This window comes from Rhizobium sp. AN5 (assembly GCF_900215255.1).
GTDB classification, from domain to species: Bacteria; Pseudomonadota; Alphaproteobacteria; order Rhizobiales; family Rhizobiaceae; genus Agrobacterium; species Agrobacterium tumefaciens.
This window is the reverse complement of the sequence record NZ_OCMJ01000003.1, coordinates 950,638-969,476: the sequence shown is the minus strand read 5'-3', so window position 1 is coordinate 969,476 and position 18,839 is coordinate 950,638. Positions and strand designations below refer to the sequence as shown.

Here is an 18,839-nt window from a genome sequence, read left to right as displayed (position 1 = left end):
CATGGAAAAGACCTGGAACAACAAAGCGTGGTTCATGGTGCTGCCGGTTCTGGTGCTGGTCGCCTTTTCCGCCGTCATCCCGCTGATGACGGTCGTGAACTATTCGGTGCAGGATACCTTCGGCAACAACCAGTTCTTCTGGGCGGGAACCCAATGGTTTCAGGAAATTCTTGGCTCCGACCGTTTCTGGAACGCGCTCGGACGCAATCTGGTATTTTCCGGCATCATATTGGCGATTGAAATTCCGCTCGGCATATTCATCGCGCTCAAAATGCCCAAATCCGGCATCGGCGTGCCGGTCTGCCTCGTCACCATGGCGCTGCCGCTTTTGGTGCCATGGAATGTGGTAGGCACGATCTGGCAGGTGTTCGGTCGCAGCGATATCGGGTTGCTGGGTTATTACGCCAATCAGCTTGGGCTTGACTACAACTACGTCAACGATCCCGTCGACGCATGGATCACCGTCGTCATCATGGATGTGTGGCACTGGACAAGCCTCGTCGTCCTCCTGTGCTACGCCAGCCTCGTCTCCATTCCGGATGCCTATTATCAGGCAGCAAGGATCGATGGCGCATCGCGTTTTGCGGTTTTCCGGTTCATTCAGTTGCCGAAGATGAAGCGGGTGCTGCTGATCGCATTCCTGCTGCGCTTCATGGACAGCTTCATGATCTACACCGAGCCTTTCGTTGTCACCGGCGGCGGTCCCGGAAATTCCACCACCTTCCTGTCCATCGATCTCGTCAAGGTAGCGCTCGGCCAGTTCGATCTGGGTCCCGCGGCGGCCATGTCGCTGATCTACTTCCTCATCATCCTGCTGTTGTCCTGGGTGTTCTACACCGTGATGACCAGCCACGACGCGGAGACTTGAGACATGAGCGCCTCTGATGTCACCACAAGCGTGGAACTCAACGGTATCGGCAATCCACCGGTAAGAGCCAGTTCGGCGAGAATATCAGGCCTTGCTGCGAATTCACGATCGCGCCGCCGCCATGGGCCATCGCGCTTTTCCTGGCTGGTGCCGACGATCTACATCATCCTGCTGCTCGTGCCGATCTACTGGCTTATCAATATGAGCTTCAAGACGAACACGGAAATCGTCTCGTCGATGACGCTTTATCCGCACCAGCCGACGTTGCAGAATTACCGGACGATCTTCACGGATTCATCCTGGTATTCGGGTTACATCAACTCGATCATCTACGTCGTCATGAACATGGTAATCTCGGTCTCGGCGGCACTCCCGGCGGCCTATGCCTTCTCGCGTTACCGCTTCCTGGGCGACAAGCACCTGTTCTTCTGGCTTTTGACCAACCGCATGGCGCCACCTGCCGTCTTCGCGCTGCCCTTCTTCCAGCTCTATTCCGCTTTCGGGCTGATCGACACGCATATTGCCGTGGCGCTGGCGCATTGCCTGTTCAACGTGCCGCTGGCGGTGTGGATTCTCGAAGGTTTCATGTCGGGTGTACCGAAGGAAATCGACGAGACCGCCTATATTGACGGCTATTCCTTCCCGAAATTCTTCGTGAAGATTTTCATGCCGCTCATTGCCTCCGGCATCGGTGTCGCCTGTTTCTTCAGCTTCATGTTCTCGTGGGTCGAGCTTCTGATCGCCCGCACGCTGACGACGACCGACGCCAAGCCGATCGCCGCGACCATGACGAGAACCGTTTCTGCCGCCGGCATGGACTGGGGCCTGCTTGCCGCCGCCGGCGTGCTGACACTCATACCCGGTGCGCTGGTGATCTGGTTTGTTCGCAATTACATCGCCAAGGGCTTTGCGCTGGGGAGGGTTTGACATGACGAAGATGCCCGATTTCACCTGGATGGCATGGACCTGGCAGACGGCCGCGTTTTTCGGTGCCATCGCCGTGTTGCTGGTTGGGATGTGGTTCTGGGAACAGCTCTCGCCCGGCGGCAACCCCCGCTTCGGCCTGCTGCGTTTCGAGACAACGCGTGGCGACAGGTTGTTCATTTCGCTGCTCGGCAGCGCTTTCATTCATCTTGCATGGCTCGGGCTGATCGGCCCGAACCTGTGGTGGGCTCTCGCTCTGTCGGCGGTTTACGCAATTGGCGTTTTCCGTTTCGTCTAGAGCAGGAAGAACGGTGCGGCGGAGGAAAACCGCACCCGGCAGACTTCGTGCAATCGCAACCCTTGGGAGGACTGATATGCGACGGCATCTGATGACGACGACGGCAGCCATGCTGCTGGCAATGACAGGTTCCGCTTTCGCCGGAATGGAGGAGGCAAAGCAATTTCTGGACAAGGAAATCGGCGATATGTCGTCGCTTTCGCGTGCAGATCAGGAAAAGGAACTGCAATGGTTTATCGATGCCGCGAAACCTTTTGCTGGCATGGACATCAAGGTCGTTTCCGAATCCCTGACAACACATGAATATGAATCGAAGGTCCTGGCACCGGCGTTTACCGCTATTACTGGCATCAAGGTCACGCACGACATCATCCAGGAAGGTGACGTCGTCGAAAAGATTCAGACACAGATGCAGACCGGCCAGAACCTCTATGACGGCTGGGTGAATGACAGCGACCTCATCGGCACGCATTGGCGTTACCAGCAGGTGCGCAACCTCACGGATTTCATGGCCAATGAGGGCAAGGACGTCACCAATCCCGGCCTAGATCTCAAGGACTTCATCGGCAGCGCCTTTACGACGGCACCGGACAAGAAGCTCTACCAGCTTCCCGACCAGCAATTCGCGAACCTTTACTGGTTCCGCTACGACTGGTTCAACGACGACAAGAACAAGGCCGATTTCAAGGCCAAATACGGCTACGACCTTGGTGTGCCCGTAAACTGGTCGGCCTATGAGGATATTGCCGAATTCTTCACCGGCCGTGATGTCGGCGGCAAGAAGGTCTTCGGCCATATGGACTACGGCAAGAAGGACCCGTCGCTTGGCTGGCGCTTCACCGATGCCTGGCTTTCCATGGCCGGCAACGGCGACAAGGGCCTGCCAAACGGCCTGCCTGTCGATGAATGGGGCATCAAGGTCAACGACAAGTCGCAGCCGGTCGGCTCCTGCGTGGCACGCGGTGGTGATACCAACGGTCCGGCGTCGGTCTATTCCATCGAGAAATATCTCGAATGGCTGAAGAAATTTGCGCCGCCAGAAGCGCAGGGCATGACCTTCTCCGAATCCGGTCCGGTGCCGGCGCAAGGTAACATTGCTCAGCAGATCTTCTGGTACACGGCCTTCACTGCCGATATGGCCAAGCCCGGCCTGCCTGTCGTGAACGAGGACGGTTCGCCGAAATGGCGCGTCGCACCTTCCCCGCATGGCGTGTACTGGAAGGACGGCATGAAGCTCGGCTATCAGGATGTGGGTTCGTGGACGCTGATGAAATCCACCCCTGACGATCGCGCCAAGGCCGCATGGCTTTATGCGCAGTTCGTAACTTCCAAGACCGTGGATGTGAAGAAGAGCCATGTTGGTCTGACCTTCATTCGCGATACCACCATCCATCACAAGAGCTTCACGGACAGGGCCGCCAAGCTTGGTGGTCTGATCGAGTTCTATCGCTCGCCGGCTCGCGTGCAATGGTCGCCAACCGGCACCAACGTGCCTGACTATCCGAAGCTGGCACAGCTCTGGTGGCAGGCAATTGGCGATGCATCTTCGGGTGCCAAAACCGCTCAAGCCGCAATGGACTCGCTCTGCGCCGAGCAGGAAAAAGTTATGGCCCGTATCGAGCGCGCCGGTGTGCAGGGCGATATCGGCCCGAAACTGGCGGAAGAACACGATATCGACTACTGGAACAAGGACGCCGTTTCGAAGGGCAATCTGGCACCGCAGCTGAAGATTGCCAACGAAAAGGAAAAGCCGGTCACCGTCAATTACGACGAGCTGGTCAAAAGCTGGCAGAAGTAATGTCTGCGTGAAATCTTAAACCGGGGCGGCTTTGCCGCCCCGTCATTGCGTTTGAAAGGGAGTGACATAATGGGCGGTTATATTCTGGCGATCGATCAGGGGACGACATCGACAAGGTCGATGGTCTTTGATCGCGACATGCGGGTCATCGGTGTCGGCCAGCGAGAATTTCCGCAGCATTTCCCGGCCTCCGGCTGGGTCGAACACGATGCCGAGGATATCTGGAAAAGCGTGCTTGAAACAATTCGGCTGGCGCTTGCCGATGCCGGTATCGCCGCTTCCGATATCGAGGCGATCGGCATCACCAACCAGCGCGAAACGACCGTGCTGTGGGACCGTAATACGGGCGAGGCCGTGCATCGGGCCGTTGTCTGGCAGGATCGCCGTGCTGCACCAATTTGCGAGGATCTGAAACGAAGGGGGCTGGAGCCGCTCTTTTCGAAAAAGACCGGTCTGCTGCTCGACCCCTACTTTTCCGGCACGAAGCTGAAATGGCTTCTCGACAGCGTCAGCGGCCTTCGCGAAAAAGCCGTGAAGGGCGAAATCTGCTTCGGCACGGTCGACAGTTTCCTGATCTATCGCCTCACCGGCGGTCGCCGCCATGTGACCGACGCCACCAATGCCTCGCGAACGCTGATCTACAATATCGAGGACAATGCCTGGGATGACGAATTGCTGTCCATCCTCGACATTCCCCGCGCCATGCTGCCGGAGGTGCTTGATTGCGCTGCCGATTTCGGCGTAACGGACAAGGCGCTTCTGGGCGCGGAAATTCCGATCCTCGGCGTCGCCGGTGATCAGCAGGCTGCCGTTATCGGTAACGCCTGCTTCGAACCCGGCATGATGAAATCGACCTATGGCACCGGCTGCTTTGCGCTTCTCAATACCGGCACCGACCGGGTCGCCTCGACAAACCGGTTGCTGACGACCATTGCCTACCGTCTCGATGGCGTGACGACCTATGCGCTTGAAGGCTCTATCTTCATTGCCGGCGCCGCCGTGCAATGGCTGCGTGACGAGCTCGGCTTCATCTCGGTCGCCTCCGAAGTCAGTGCGCTGGCCGAAAAAGCCGATCCCAAGCAGCGGGTTTATCTTGTGCCGGCCTTCACCGGCCTTGGCGCGCCCTATTGGGATGCCGAAGCGCGGGGCGCGATTTTCGGCCTGACGCGTGGCACCGGCCCTGCGGAATTCGCCCGCGCGGCACTCGAAAGCGTCGCCTATCAGACTTTCGATCTTCTGGACGCCATGCGCAACGACTGGGCGGGCGATAATGGCAAGACGGTGCTCCGGGTCGATGGCGGCATGGTTGCCTCGGACTGGACCATGCAGCGGCTGGCGGACATTCTCGCTGCACCGGTCGACCGGCCAGTATTCCTGGAAACCACCATTCTCGGTGCGGCATGGCTCGCAGCATCGCGCGCCGGCATCTGGCCCGACCGGGAGGCCTTCGCCGCCCATTGGAAACGGGATCGCCGTTTTCTGCCAGATATGGATGAGACTGAGCGTAAGAGCGCCATCGCGGGGTGGCGTGATAGTGTAGGCCGCTGCCTCTCGAAACGGGAAGATTGACGCAAGCAAGCGTCTTTTTTACGCAAAACTGCCCGGTGCGATGCTCTTGCTGGATACCAGATCGGAAAGGGCGCGCACCAGTTTCGTGTCCGCGCCCTTACTTGGCTGAAGCACGAATTCCACGTCTTCGAGCGCCGGCAGCACATCAGCCGCAATCTCCCTGAGGCCGGCTGGCGCCATGCTGCGCGGTTGCACGAGGATGCCCATGCCCGCCCTTGCGGCAGCGGTCAGTCCGCTAAGGCTGCCACAGGTGCAGACGATCCGCCACGCGAGACCGGCCCGATCCAGCGCTTCCTGCGCCGCCTTTCGAGTAATGCTTGGCGGCGGAAAGGCGATCAACGGCAGGGCGTCCGGTTGGCTCAGCATTCGCTCCGGGTCACGCGCGAGCCATACCAGAGGTTCGCGGTATAGGAAGTGGCCGAGCTTATCACCGAGTCGACGTTTCGCGAGCACGACGTCCAACTCGCCATTATCCTGCATCTGGTAAAGCACGCCGCTCAGCGACACCGTCAGCTCCAGATCGACCAAGGGATAGAGGCGGATGAATTCTTCCAGAATGGCGGTGAGCCGGCTGGCGACGAAATCCTCGGAAACGCCGAGCCTTAAGCGCCCGCGCAGGCGGTTTTCACTGAACAGCGATGAAACCCTGCTGTCGATCTCCAGCATATTGCGGGCATAACCGAGCAGCGCCTCGCCTTCGCCCGTCAGCTTCACCTGATGGGTGCTGCGCGCAATCAACCGACGGCCAAGTGCCGCCTCAAGCCGCTGAATATGCTGGCTGACGGTGGATTGGCCGATGCCCAGCCGCTCGGCAGCCAGCGTGAAGCTGCCGGTTTGCTGAAGCATCACGAAGCTGGCAAGATGTTGAAGGTTCAGCATTTATCTCATGTCGTGATAACTGTTAGTCTTTGCATCCGAATTCATGATGAGCGATAGTATGGGATATTTCAAGCAAAACCGATGTCGGAAAGACCTCCCATGACCCGCTTCCTGCCTGACCGTTTCACCATGATGCTGGTGGCCACCGTGATCCTGGCTTCCCTTTTGCCGATCAGCGGACAGCCAGCGGTGTATTTCGGGCTTGCCACGAAACTGGCAATCGCATTGCTGTTTTTTCTCCACGGCGCGCGGCTGTCGCGGGATGTGGTGATTGCGGGTATCTTGCACTGGCGCCTGCACATGGCGATCCTTCTCGTCACCTTCGGCCTTTTCCCGTTGCTGGGCTTGGCGATCGGTTTCATTCCCGAGAGCATTCTGCCGGCACCGCTTTATATGGGTGTGCTGTTTCTCTGCGTCCTGCCGTCGACGGTGCAATCGTCCATCGCCTTCACATCCATGGCAGGCGGAAACGTGCCTGCCGCGATCTGTTCAGCCTCCGCCTCGAATATTTTCGGCATGGTGCTGACGCCGCTGCTGGTCGGGCTGCTGTTCACGGTCGGTGGCCATGGTGGTGGATTTTCGCTGGATGCGTTCCTGCAAATCTTCCTGCAACTGCTCTTGCCCTTCATCGCCGGCCAGGTGCTGCAGCCGTGGATCGGTGACTGGATCAGGGCACGCAAGAAATTGCTGTCGCCGGTCGATCGCGGTTCCATCCTGATGGTGGTCTATCTTGCCTTCTCCGAAGCAGTTATCGAAGGCATATGGCAGACGTTTTCCGTGCGCGATATCGGCGTTGTCATCGGCATCAATATCGTTCTTCTGGCGCTTGTTCTCTGCGTGACGATGTTCGGCAGCCGGGCGCTCGGTTTCGACAAGGCGGATGAAATCACAATCACCTTCTGCGGGTCGAAGAAGAGCCTTGCCAGCGGCGTGCCCATGGCAGGAGCGATCTTCGCCGGCCAGAGCATCGGCGCAATCGTATTGCCAATCATGCTTTTCCATCAGATTCAGCTAATGGTCTGCGCAGTGCTGGCCCAGCGTTATGCCCGCAAGGCCCATGAAAAAGCAGCTATAACGGAAACTGTCGCTGCGGAAGGCGCGGCAGTATCCACCCGCTGAGGGATGAATTTTCGGCAAACAAAAACGGCCCCTTAACGGGGCCGTTCGTTTGACATCCGGATCGGCTTAGTTGACCTGGGCCGGCGTGATCTGTGCTTCGATCGTCTTCGGCGCATCTGCGCTGTCGGAGGAGATCGCGATACGGCGCGGTTTCATGGCTTCCGGAATATTGCGGACGAGATCGATGTGAAGCAGGCCATTCTTCAGGGAAGCGGTCTGGACTTCGACATGATCGGCCATCTGGAAGCGGCGTTCGAAAGCGCGCGTGGCAATGCCGCGATACAGAAACTCGCCTTCGGACGACTTCTCATCTGCGGCCTTCTCGGCTTTCACCGTCAGTGTATTGGCACGGGATTCTATGCTGAGTTCCGTTTCATCGAAACCGGCAACCGCCATGGTTATACGATAGGCGTTTTCACCCGTCCGCTCGATGTTATAGGGCGGATAGGACTGGGCCTGTTCGGGCTGGCCGAGGCCGTCGAGCATCGAAAAAAGACGGTCGAAACCGACGGTGGAGCGATAGAGGGGGGAAAAATCGACGTGACGCATGGTGTCCTCCTTATGAAGCGACTGTTTGCGGTTGATCCGGCGTCCCGTTCTGGCGACGGCCGGACATATGGCGCGGCCCCGTTCTGGCGGCCGCATGAATGAGATGGGAATGGCTTGGTGCTCCGTCAAGGGGGGCATTAAAGCGGAAAGGGCGACAACAAGATGAACCATCGCTGAACATCCGGTTCCAGCATCGTTCAGTTTGAGAGCCATAAATATCCGTCATCGGAGACATGCTCCGTGGCAGAAGCAATAACGTCCCTTCTTCTTCTGTCCTATTCGCCGGAACCGCGACTGCTTTAACCGACGGTTCCGGCAATTTTTTCTTTGACCTTCCGCCGCCGCCGACCTATCCCGAAAAGGCAGAGAAGCCGGAAAAGACCGATGATCGAAGCCACATTGCGCGAGAGCGAAGACAACCCGGTTCCCGGCAACCATACCGTCGGTTATTTCACCGGCCACGGCGGCAAACAGCTTCGATATGCGATCTTCCGCGCCAGCCGACACATTGCGCGCGGAACCGTGGTTCTGCTGCATGGTCGCAACGAATGTATCGAGAAATATTTCGAGACCGTCAGCGATCTGACGGCCATGGGTTTCTGGGTCGCGACCTTCGATACGCGCGGGCAGGGCGGTTCCGAACGGCTGCTGAAGAAGCCAGGCGCCGGGCACGTGCGACGTTTTTCCGACTACAAGCGCGACATAAGTTTGTTTCTCGAACAGGTGGTGCTGCCGGATACCCGGCTGCCATTCTTCATGATCGCGCATTCAACCGGCGCACTTGCAGCACTGGCCGCAGCACCCGGCCTGTCGAATAGGATCGACCGTCTGGCGCTTTGTTCGCCCTTTATCGAGCTGGACAGCCAGCAATCCGTTCCTTCGTCCGTCATCCGGCTGGTCGCGACCGCTTTAAGCCTGTTGGGTCTTGGAAAGCTTCAGCTCGGCAGGGATCAGCGCGAACGGGATTTCGATGGCAACCCGCTGACCTCTGACGCCAGACGTTTTGCCAGAAATCTTGCGCTGCACCGGCAATTTCCGGAGCTCTTCATCGGCGCACCGACAGCGCGATGGGTTTATGAAGCGCTGAAAACGATGGGTCGAGTGACCCGTCAGGACCATCTGACGGACATAACCATTCCCACCCTCATTCTTGCGCCGATGTTGGATACGATCACGCCCTATAAGGCGCAGGAGGAACTCTCGCGCAATTTCCGCGCGGCGCAGCTTCTTCCCATAACCGGCGCGCGCCATGAATTGCTGCATGAGCGCGACGTTTTCCGCAAACAGGCGCTGGCGGCCATCGACGCCTTTTTCGCGCCGGAATGACGCGGCGATGACGGGGATGGCGCCGCTTGCGCCATCCCCGTCAGTCGTACCATCTACAGTTTTGAAAGAATGGCGAGCGCCTGTTCGTGCACGGCTTTGGAACCGGCTGCCAGAATGCGGCCGCCATTTTCCGGACGACCCCCATCCCAGGTGGTGATGATGCCACCCGCCTGTTCAATCACCGGAATGAGCGCGCCGACATCATAGGGCTTCAGGCCCGATTCGATCACCAGATCGACATGGCCGGCGGCAAGCAGGCAATAGGCGTAACAATCCACGCCATAACGGAAAAGGCGAACCTGATCCTGCACCTTGTCGTAAAGGGGCTTTTCTTCCGCCGTGAAGATATGGGGTGTCGTGGTGAACAGCACAGCATCCGACAGCGAAGTGCATTCGCGCGTGCGGATCTTGCGTTCGCCATCCGGCCCGAAATACCATGCGGCCTCGCCGTCGGCGAAATAACGCTCTTTTGTGAAGGGCTGGTCCATGATGCCCATCGAAGCGCGGCCGGCCGACTGGAAGCCGATCAGCGTGCCCCAGACCGGCACGCCGGAAATGAAGGCGCGTGTGCCGTCAATAGGATCGATAACCCAGATATGTTCGCGGTCGAGACCGACATTGCCGTGTTCTTCACCAAGAATGCCGTGTTGCGGGAAACGTGCTTCGATGAGGGCGCGGATGGCGCTTTCTGCTGCCTGATCGCCTTCCGTCACCGGATCATAGCCGCCGTCCTCCTTGTTGGTGACGGCAATGCCCGTGCGGAAGCGGGGAAGCGTTTCAGCGCTGGCGGCGTCGGCAAGTTTGAAGAAGAAATCCCGGTCGGGCAGCATGCGAAACCTCATTGCCTGAATTATTGGGCCTGAATTGTATGGCGAAATGCATAGACCGGAATTGTACCCGCCGTCCACACGTACGGATGCAGGGACGGCCGATTCCAAATTTTCAGCATAAGCCTAAAAAAAGTGCATAAAATAAAATGATTGACAATTGTGCATATAATGCGTAGCGTGACCCTGCAGTCTTTGACTGTAAATACCCTCCTTGGGTGTTTCCTCCCTAGACTTGACCGCGCCAAGGCGCGGTTTTTTTTTGCCCGGAGCGTGGCCAGGCGGTCTGGAACAGAGATCTGAAATATCCTGGAATTTGATGTATTATTCGGCGGCGAGCGAGGTTTCGATCGCGTATTCCGAAACGAAAGCGCCGAGCTGGCGCATGAAGATTTCAAGCGATGCCTGAATGGCCGGAAAATCTGCTTTCTTCGAAAGCGTTTTTTCATCGACGTACAGCGCCCGATTGACCTCGATCTGGAGCGCGTGAAGAGAGCGGAGCGGTCGCCCGTAATGTTCGGTGATGAAGCCGCCGGCATAGGGCTTGTTGCAGACCGCAACGAAACCCAGTTCTTCAAGGAAATGCAGGGCGGCGCGGGAGACCTCCTGGGAAGCACTGGTGCCGTAGCGATCGCCGATAATGACATCCGGCCGCAGGTTCGAGCCGGCAACGCGGATATTGCCCGGCATCGAATGGCAATCGATCAGTACCGCCATGCCGAAATTGGCGTGGGTGCGGGACAACAGCCGGCGCAGGCAGGCGTGGTAGGGTTTGTAAATCGTCTCGATCCGTGACAGCGCCTCGTCCACCGGCAGGCGGTGGGCATAGATGTCCATATTCTCGGCGACGATACGGGGTACCGTTCCCAGGCCACCGGCAACCCGCATGGAGCCGATATTGGCATAGGGCGGCAGGGTGCCTTCGAACATGCGTGGATCAAGCTCGTAGGGCTCGCGATTGACGTCGAGATACGCGCGGGGAAAATTGGCTTTCAGCAGCGGCGCACCGATGTCGGGCGCAGCGGCGAACAGCTCGTCAACGAAGTGATCTTCCGAGCGCCGGATCTCGTGCGAATCAAGCCGCGCCGATTCCAAAAAGGAGATAGGGTAACAGCGACCGCTATGGGGTGAATTATAGACGAATGGCAGGGTTTGAACGGCAGGTTCCGTTACTTCGAACAGCTCGTATTCACCCGTTATCCAGTCCATTCAGTGCCATTTACCATGTCGTAAACTATCAGGATGTTCATGTTGCCAGTTACGGTGCGGCAAGTCCATACTATCGACCATGCAGCGCTATACCGATTCTTGTGTTCACATGATATTTACCGTGAAAATCCTATAATCGGGCTAGGGTATCTCAAACATTGAGCAGTTACGGTCACTTATGATGAATCAGAAAATTCTTCTCGCTGAAGACGATAACGATATGCGCCGCTTTCTCGTCAAGGCGCTGGAAAAAGCCGGTTACAAGGTTTCTTCCTTCGACAATGGCGCAAGCGCTTACGACCGGCTTCGCGAAGAGCCTTTCTCGCTGTTGCTGACAGATATCGTCATGCCCGAAATGGATGGCATCGAGTTGGCCCGGCGCGCAACTGAACTCGACCCCGACCTGAAAGTCATGTTCATCACCGGCTTTGCGGCCGTCGCGCTGAACGCCGATTCGAAGGCTCCAAAGGATGCCAAGGTGCTTTCCAAGCCGTTCCATCTTCGCGATCTGGTGGATGAGGTCAACAAACTCCTTGTGGCGTAAGGGGTCTCAAAAAACCTTCACAAAACCGAAAAAAAGCAGTTGACGCATGAACCGGTTTTGTGGTCTATCCGCCGCCACGGAGGGCGTGTAGCTCAGCGGGAGAGCACTACGTTGACATCGTAGGGGTCACAGGTTCAATCCCTGTCACGCCCACCATCCGAATTCTTAAATATCAAGGCCTTGCGAGAAATCGCAGGGCCTTTTTGCATAGTTGCCTCAAGGTTCATCAAACCTGAACGGAAGGGCTGGCGCGAGAATGGTGCCCAAAGCACCGCATTGACTGGTGCAGCTGATTTGGAGGTTGATCTGATCAAGGCATATTTATCCTTGCTACCTGCCATTCGTCAGATTCAAGCGGACAAAATATCTATGTTTTCATCAGAAGCAAACGACGATCAGGCTTACGGGCAGCTTGCGCTGGCAATGGCGTGGGGTGCATTTGGTTTTGCTGAAACCGCCGAAAAATACGGGCTAACCTCCGCTGAAACTCCCGCTGATACTGATATATTTTTTCATAATTTTACATCTAATTTCGAGAATATTGCCTACGCATTAAAGGAACTTGGAATACTGAAAGATATCAAAGGCACCGGATGTTATTTCACTTTCACATGTGACATGGCAGACGTTCCGAGATTGGCGATTGAAAACCGCGGTGAGGGTCCAGACTTTCATTCAATGCTGCACTATTTTTGTTACCACTACGCTGATTTCAATACAGAATACTACGGCCTGAACTTCCACGTAGATACGCCCTTCTGCCCTCAGCGCGGAATGAGTGACGTCTTGGATGCCTTAGCGGAAATCGGCTATGCGCAAAGGCTGGGCGTGGGGTCCGTAGTGCAAGTTAAAAACCCTTCTCTTTCGACCATATGGTCAAATGAATACGTGTCCGTCCACATCACGGAAAGTGATGGATATTCGTACGTTGCCACTGGTTTCATGTCTGAAAGAATGCAGTTCATAATTGGGCATGGATCACCTTGCTTTATTTGGACGGAGCGAATGCGTACAATATCTGCGGACGGAATGGTTTGGGATGAACTTAAGGGGCTTGACGTCCCCGGGTAATTAAACCCACCGACTCAAATCCAAAGGAAACTCGTCATCTTCTCGGGTGGCCGTCGCAAGCCTTAACGCGTAGCGCATTTGTCGTGTCTGCAATAAATTTCACGCGATAAAATAAAATGCGAGCCATCTTGACGCGACCTCTTTTCCCCGATATTTCAAACGTCATGCAATAAATTACACGACTTAAAATTTATTGCGGATTGGTCATTGTCCTTGGGAGGGGAATATGTTGGCTTTTCTGAAATCGACCGTTGCCGCGGGTGTTTTAGCCGTGGCGATTTCCGCAGGCGCCGGCTCTCAGGCCGCTGCCGCGGGCAAATTCGCCTGTGAACCGGGCGAGACCTATGTGATGAACGTCATGGTTTCCAGCCACCCTTATTGGGTGCCGGTCTTTGAAGGTTTCAAGCAGGCCGCGAAGGCCTTGGGCTGCGAGGCCGTTTTCACCGGCACGCCCGAATACGACATCACCAAGCAGATCGCGTCCTTCGAGCAGGAGTTGGTGAAGAAGCCGAAAGGCATATTGCTGCATCCGATGCAGGCCGATCCCTTTATCGAACCGATCAACAAGGCGATCGACTCCGGTGTTTCGGTGACGACTTTTGCGGCGGATTCGCCGAAGTCGAAACGCACCGCCTACATCACCTCGGACAATGTTGCCGAGGCGAAATTTGCGGCTGACGAGATCGTCAAGAAGCTGGGCAAGAAGGGCGAATATGCCGTTCTCGAAAATCCGGGCCAGAGCAACCATGATCTGCGCGTCACCGCACTGATCGATTACATGGGGCGCACTTATCCGGAAATGAAGCTCGTCGGCCGCCAGGCGACCAACCAGGATGCAAACGTCGCCTATCAGGCGGTGGGTGCCCTTTTGCAGGCCAACCCCAATCTCGGCGCATTGTGGATTCCTGAAGCCGGCTCGGCTGAAGGTGCAACGACCGCTGTTCTCGAGGCCAAGAAGAAGGTCCTGATCCTGCATGCGGACATAACCCCGGCGACGCTGGAGCACATCAAGCAGGGCAACATCTACATGTCCATCAATCCCAATCAGGGCGTTCAGGGCTTCATGGGTTTCATGAATACCTTTCTGGGTGCCCATTCGGATCTGATCGACCCCTTCAACGACTACAAGGTATCAGGCTTCAACCCGATGCAGGTTCCTTCGATGGACAATGGTTTCGCCGTGATTACCAAGGCGAACGCCGCGTCCTTTGATCTCAATGACTATATGAAGGGGCGCTGACGCGCCGCCCTGAAACCGGCGAGGTTTACGCCTCGCCGGCAAAGGGGAGCCACGTTCGGGAGGGGCGTTATGGGCGAGGTGATCCTCAACATGACGAATATTCACAAGGCGTTTGGCCCGGTGCGGGCGTTGCGCAGTGCTGCCTTTGAGCTGCGGCGGGGAGAAATCCATGCGCTCGCGGGTGAAAACGGCGCCGGTAAATCGACGCTGATGCATATTATCGATGGCATTGTGCAGCCTGATGGCGGCGAAATCCTGCTGGACGGCAAACCGGTCAAGATATCCTCGCCCAATGCGGCGAACCGGCTCGGTATCGGTTTCGTGCATCAGGAGATTGCGCTTTGCCCGGAAATTTCGGTTGCCGAAAACATGTTCATGTCGGAGACCGGCCAGAGCAAATCCTGGTTCATGAATTATCGCGATCTTGGCAAGCGGGCGGCAACTATCCTCAGGGAAATCGGCGATATCGATCCCGCCAGCCGTGCCGGTGATCTGTCGATTTCGCAACAGCAGATCGTCGAGATTGCCAAGGCGCTGACGCTGGACTGCCGTATCCTGATCCTCGATGAGCCGACGGCGGCTTTGACCGAAACCGAGGCCCAGACTCTTTTCCGGATCATGCACCGGCTGGCGGAACGCGGGATTGCGATCATCTATATCTCGCACCGGATGGCGGAGATTTTTGAGCATTGCGACCGCATCACGGTAATGCGCGACGGTTGCCACATCAGGACGGAGAATATCTCGGAGATTTCCCCGGAGGAAGTCGTCAACAGCATGGTGGGACGGGTGCTCGACAAGCTCTACCCACCGAAACTTGCGGAAGAAGAGAAATCGAATGACGTCATTCTCTCGGTTCGGGGATTGAACGAGGGAAAGCGCGTTTTCGATGTCGATTTCGATCTGCGCTGGGGCGAAATCCTCGGGCTCGCCGGCCTGATCGGCGCAGGGCGAAGCGAAATTGTGCGGGCGGTCTGCCGGCTGGAGGGAAAACCAAAAGGCGAGGTCTCGTTGCGCGGCCGGCCGCTGAGGCTCAAGGACTATCGCGACAGCATCCGCGAGGGGCTGGTCTATCTGTCGGAGGACCGCAAGGGCGATGGGCTGTTTCTCAACATGTCCATTGCCGCGAATGTCTCGGCGCTCGATGTCGGCAGAATATCGAACGGCATGGGCTTTATCGAACGGCGCAAGGAAATGACGCGCGCCGACGAGTTGGGACGCCGGCTGAAATTGCGAGCAAACAGCGTCGGTGACGCTGTCTCGACCTTGAGCGGCGGCAACCAGCAGAAGGTGGCACTGGCAAAGATGCTTTCGGTGGAGCCACAGGTCGTCTTTCTCGACGAACCGACACGCGGGGTGGATGTGGGCGCAAAGGCCGAAATCCACCGCCAGATCCGGGAACTGGCACGCGAGGGTGTGGGCGTGATCGTCATATCCTCTGAATTGCCGGAACTCATCGGTGTCAGCGACCGCGTGCTGGTCGTGCGCGAGGGGCGCATTGCCGGCGAGGTTGAGGGTGAGGACATGACGGAAGAAAAGATCATGCAGCTTGCATCGATCAATATTGCAGAGAGCCCGGCAGGGGCCTGAGGGAGCGGGAAAATGGCAACATCGGAAACACCTTCGGGCATTGCAGAAGTGGCGGTTCGCCGCACAGGCTGGTGGGAACCGGCGCTCAAGGCACGGGAAACCGGACTTATCGTCATCATCCTCGCCCTTTTCGCGGTGATGTCTTTCATATCCCCGTATTTCCTGACGGTCGACAATCTGCGGGCAATGGCGATGGTTTTCGCCATCGAAAGCATCGTCGTGGTCGGCATGACGATCCTGCTAATCTCGGGCGGTATCGATCTATCCGTCGGTTCCGTCACGGCGCTTGCGATGGTTGCGGCTGGCTGGCTATTCCTCAACGGTGTCGATCCCTGGGTCGCGGCCGGGCTGGCCATCTGCCTCACCACATTGGTCGGCATGGCCATGGGATTTCTGACAACGGTCATCGGCCTGCATCACTTCATCGTGTCGCTCGGCGTCATGGTGATTGCGCGCGGCGTCTGCCTGCTCGCAACGGGCGGCCGGCCGCTCGGTCTCTACTCGCTGCCGCCGGAATTCAAATTCATCGGCCAGGGCGCGCTTGGCGGCATTCCGCTGGTGCTGATCATATTCGCGGTGGTGGTCGTCTGCTTCGATCTCTTGCTGCGGCGCACGACCGCATTCCGTAAGGTGTTCTATACCGGCAGCAATCCGAAGGCTGCGGCCTATTCCGGCATCCGCGTCGGCCGGGTGGTGTTTGCCACCACCACGCTTTGTTCGATGCTGTGCGGTGTCGCGGGCGTAATCTACATGGCCCGCTTCGGGTCAGCACAGCCGAGCTTCGGCGTCGGCATGGAGCTTAACGTGATTGCGGCGGCGGTCATCGGCGGCGCCAGCCTTTCGGGCGGCTCGGGCACCATTCTCGGCGCAATCCTCGGGGCGATCCTTCTGTCGGTCGTTTCCAGTTCGCTTGCCTTGCTCAATGTGTCTGTCTACTGGCAGGACATCATCAGGGGAAGCATATTGCTGACGGCGGTCCTGTTCGACCACTATCTTGTCAAGCGTCGCCGCTGAGCGCCTGTGGTAATTGGAGAGATATGATCATGCTGGATACCAAGGACGATTTCGATCAACAGAGGCAGATGTACTCCGTCCTGGTGCTGCATTTCATCGAGGGTGTGAAGCAGTCGGAAATTGCCGAGCGGCTCAATCTTTCCCACACCAAGGTGAACCGCATGATAGCGGCGGGCCGCAAGGCAGGCATGGTAAAGATCACTATCGCCAGTCCCTATCAGAGGCTGGTGGACCTCGAAAACGAGATCACACGCCGCTTCGGCCTCAGACAGTCGGTTGTGACACCGACGGTGTCCGACAATACGGAAACAGCGCTGCAGATGGTCGGGCGCGTGGCCGCCAACCACTTGCTGGAGACTATCCGCGACGGCGACGTGATTGCGATTACCGGCGGCAAGGCGGTGAGCGCCGTCGTCGATAATCTGGAGGCGGAGCGCCGTTTCGATGTGCGGGTAGTGCCGCTAACCGGCGGTGTGCAGGGCAAGCATTATACGGATGTCAATCATCTGGCCACGCAACTGGCGGAAAAGCTCGGCGGCAGCGCGTCGCTCATTCATGCGCCGTTATTTGCCGAGGATGAGGAACAGCGTGATCTCCTGATGAATGTCGCTTCGATCCGCGAAGTGTTCGACTTAGCGCGGCAGGCGCAGGTGGCGCTGGTTGGCATCGGTTCCGTAGAGGCGCCCGGTTCTGGTTATTACGATCTGCTGCCGGATGTGGCCCGTGGCGGGCAGGCGCTGGTGGATGCGGGCATTGCCGGGGAATTCCTTGCCCATCTCACCATGGCGGATGGGCAACTGGCGCGGATCGATCTCAACTCGCGCGTGGTGGCGCTGGACCCCGGGCAGCTTGCCCGGTGCCCGAACATCATCGGCGTGGCGGCCGGGGCCATCAAGGCCGGACCGGTGGCAGCCACGCTTGCCGGCCGCTATCTGACCTCGCTCGTCGTGGACGAGGCGATCGCCGGCTACTTACTGGATCAGGAAGAGGGGGAAACTTCGTGACGGACAATTCAATATTGACCCGGACGATTGGCGGCAGCGGTATCAGCGCATCAGCCGTGGGGCTGGGCACCTGGGCCATCGGCGGCTGGATGTGGGGCGGCACCGATGAGCGGCAATCCATCGCCGCTATCCAGGCCTCCATTGACGCCGGCATTTCCCTGATCGATACCGCGCCGGCCTATGGCATGGGGCTTGCGGAAACCATCGTCGGCAAGGCGATTGCCGGCAGGCGCGACAAGGTGGTTCTGGTCACCAAATGCGGGCTGGTCTGGCATGTGAACGAGGGCGCCTATTTCTTCCACCAGGATGGCAAGCCCGTTCACCGTTATCTCGGCGCCGCTTCGATCCGGCATGAGGTCGAAGAGAGCCTGAAGCGGCTCGGAACCGACTATATCGACCACTATGTCACCCACTGGCAGGATGCGACGACGCCGATTGCCGAGACGGTGGAAACGCTTGTGCGCCTGAAGGATGAAGGCAAGATCCGTTCGATCGGCGCCAGCAACGTCTCGCCGGAGGATTTGGTAGCCTATATCGCCACCGGCGCGCTGGATGCCATCCAGGAAGAATATTCAATGGCGCGGCGGGACATCGAGACGACACTTCTGCCGCTTTGCCGCACAAGTGCTGTTTCGGTCCTGAGCTACTCGTCGCTGGCGCTCGGTCTTCTGTCCGGCAAGGTCGGGCCTGAACGGGTTTTTGCAGGGGATGATCAGCGCAAGGGCAATCCGCGTTTCAGCCAAGCAAACCGCGAGAAGATCGCGCGATTGACGCGGGGTCTGGAACCGGTGGCCGAAGCGCATGGGGCGTCGATTGCGCAGGTCGTGATTGCCTGGACGATTGCCCAGCCCGGCATAACATTCTCGCTGTGCGGCGCGCGCGATCCGGCTCAGGCGGTTGAAAACGCTGCTGCGGCCCGCCTGCGCCTCACGGAAAATGAACTGGCTCTCATCAGCGCCGGCGTTGCCGAGCATCTCGTGGAGCTCGATGCGTAAATCATGTAGCTGAGA

Annotated in this window: 18 protein-coding genes and 1 tRNA gene; 15 read left to right on the top strand and 4 right to left on the bottom strand. The window is 57.8% G+C overall.

Features of this window, described 5'->3' with window-relative positions; translation table 11 throughout:
• Position 1: 1 nt before the first annotated feature.
• From CRP02_RS07835 to glpK, 5 genes are all read left to right on the top strand, one after another.
• Positions 2-868 (top strand): carbohydrate ABC transporter permease, encoded by an 867-nt coding sequence (locus tag CRP02_RS07835; RefSeq protein WP_003511582.1) that lies wholly within the window; start codon positions 2-4, stop codon positions 866-868.
• Positions 869-871: 3 nt separating this feature from the next.
• On the top strand, positions 872-1,795 hold the full coding sequence (locus CRP02_RS07830; RefSeq protein WP_003511581.1) for a carbohydrate ABC transporter permease: 924 nt from the start codon (positions 872-874) through the stop codon (positions 1,793-1,795).
• A gap of 1 nt (position 1,796) precedes the next feature.
• Positions 1,797-2,090: a DUF2160 domain-containing protein gene (locus CRP02_RS07825; RefSeq protein ID WP_013761935.1), complete on the top strand. Its 294-nt coding sequence runs from the start codon at positions 1,797-1,799 to the stop codon at positions 2,088-2,090.
• Between the two features lie 76 nt (positions 2,091-2,166).
• Positions 2,167-3,888 carry an extracellular solute-binding protein gene (locus CRP02_RS07820; RefSeq protein ID WP_003511579.1) on the top strand — a complete coding sequence of 574 codons (1,722 nt, stop codon included), beginning with the start codon at positions 2,167-2,169 and terminating at the stop codon, positions 3,886-3,888.
• A 69-nt stretch (positions 3,889-3,957) separates the two neighbouring features.
• Positions 3,958-5,457, top strand: coding sequence for a glycerol kinase GlpK (glpK, locus tag CRP02_RS07815; protein ID WP_097099838.1), 1,500 nt, complete (start codon positions 3,958-3,960; stop codon positions 5,455-5,457).
• A gap of 18 nt (positions 5,458-5,475) precedes the next feature.
• On the opposite strand, the gene CRP02_RS07810 is transcribed toward glpK, so the two are convergent.
• A complete protein-coding gene (locus CRP02_RS07810; RefSeq protein ID WP_003511576.1) occupies positions 5,476-6,336 on the bottom strand; it encodes a LysR substrate-binding domain-containing protein in 861 nt (286 codons plus the stop codon).
• Between the two features lie 99 nt (positions 6,337-6,435).
• Here CRP02_RS07810 and CRP02_RS07805 point away from each other — a divergent pair, with 99 nt between their 5' ends.
• On the top strand, positions 6,436-7,455 hold the full coding sequence (locus CRP02_RS07805) for a bile acid:sodium symporter family protein (protein ID WP_097170722.1): 1,020 nt from the start codon (positions 6,436-6,438) through the stop codon (positions 7,453-7,455).
• A 66-nt stretch (positions 7,456-7,521) separates the two neighbouring features.
• Here the strand turns inward: CRP02_RS07805 and hspL are convergent, their stop codons facing one another.
• Entirely contained in the window at positions 7,522-8,004 is a 483-nt protein-coding gene (hspL, locus tag CRP02_RS07800) for a heat shock protein HspL (protein WP_019564988.1), read from the bottom strand.
• Positions 8,005-8,388: 384 nt separating this feature from the next.
• On the opposite strand from hspL, the gene CRP02_RS07795 reads away from it, so the two are divergent.
• Positions 8,389-9,330 carry an alpha/beta fold hydrolase gene (locus CRP02_RS07795; protein WP_003511570.1) on the top strand — a complete coding sequence of 314 codons (942 nt, stop codon included), beginning with the start codon at positions 8,389-8,391 and terminating at the stop codon, positions 9,328-9,330.
• 53 nt (positions 9,331-9,383) lie between these two features.
• Here CRP02_RS07795 and hisN read toward each other — a convergent pair whose 3' ends face one another.
• Positions 9,384-10,160 (bottom strand): histidinol-phosphatase, encoded by a 777-nt coding sequence (hisN, locus tag CRP02_RS07790; RefSeq protein WP_097170721.1) that lies wholly within the window; start codon positions 10,158-10,160, stop codon positions 9,384-9,386.
• A gap of 321 nt (positions 10,161-10,481) precedes the next feature.
• Positions 10,482-11,366, bottom strand: a complete 885-nt coding sequence (locus tag CRP02_RS07785; RefSeq protein ID WP_097170720.1) for an N-formylglutamate amidohydrolase — start codon at positions 11,364-11,366, stop codon at positions 10,482-10,484.
• Positions 11,367-11,547: 181 nt separating this feature from the next.
• Between CRP02_RS07785 and cpdR the strand changes: the two genes are divergently transcribed.
• The 8 genes from cpdR to CRP02_RS07745 all read left to right on the top strand — a co-directional run bounded on the left by cpdR (position 11,548) and on the right by CRP02_RS07745 (position 18,824).
• Positions 11,548-11,910, top strand: coding sequence for a cell cycle two-component system response regulator CpdR (gene cpdR, locus CRP02_RS07780; protein ID WP_003497910.1), 363 nt, complete (start codon positions 11,548-11,550; stop codon positions 11,908-11,910).
• 81 nt (positions 11,911-11,991) lie between these two features.
• A tRNA-Val gene (locus tag CRP02_RS07775) sits at positions 11,992-12,066 on the top strand.
• Positions 12,067-12,090: 24 nt separating this feature from the next.
• Positions 12,091-12,981: a hypothetical protein gene (locus tag CRP02_RS07770; RefSeq protein WP_143539311.1), complete on the top strand. Its 891-nt coding sequence runs from the start codon at positions 12,091-12,093 to the stop codon at positions 12,979-12,981.
• A gap of 226 nt (positions 12,982-13,207) precedes the next feature.
• Positions 13,208-14,221: a substrate-binding domain-containing protein gene (locus tag CRP02_RS07765; RefSeq protein WP_003511565.1), complete on the top strand. Its 1,014-nt coding sequence runs from the start codon at positions 13,208-13,210 to the stop codon at positions 14,219-14,221.
• A 69-nt stretch (positions 14,222-14,290) separates the two neighbouring features.
• Positions 14,291-15,811, top strand: coding sequence for a sugar ABC transporter ATP-binding protein (locus CRP02_RS07760; protein ID WP_097170718.1), 1,521 nt, complete (start codon positions 14,291-14,293; stop codon positions 15,809-15,811).
• A gap of 12 nt (positions 15,812-15,823) precedes the next feature.
• Positions 15,824-16,825, top strand: coding sequence for an ABC transporter permease (locus CRP02_RS07755; RefSeq protein WP_003511562.1), 1,002 nt, complete (start codon positions 15,824-15,826; stop codon positions 16,823-16,825).
• A gap of 29 nt (positions 16,826-16,854) precedes the next feature.
• Positions 16,855-17,829: a sugar-binding transcriptional regulator gene (locus CRP02_RS07750; RefSeq protein WP_179783962.1), complete on the top strand. Its 975-nt coding sequence runs from the start codon at positions 16,855-16,857 to the stop codon at positions 17,827-17,829.
• A complete protein-coding gene (locus CRP02_RS07745; protein WP_097170717.1) occupies positions 17,826-18,824 on the top strand; it encodes an aldo/keto reductase in 999 nt (332 codons plus the stop codon). Before CRP02_RS07750 ends, CRP02_RS07745 begins: the two co-directional genes overlap by 4 nt.
• Positions 18,825-18,839 lie beyond the last annotated feature (15 nt).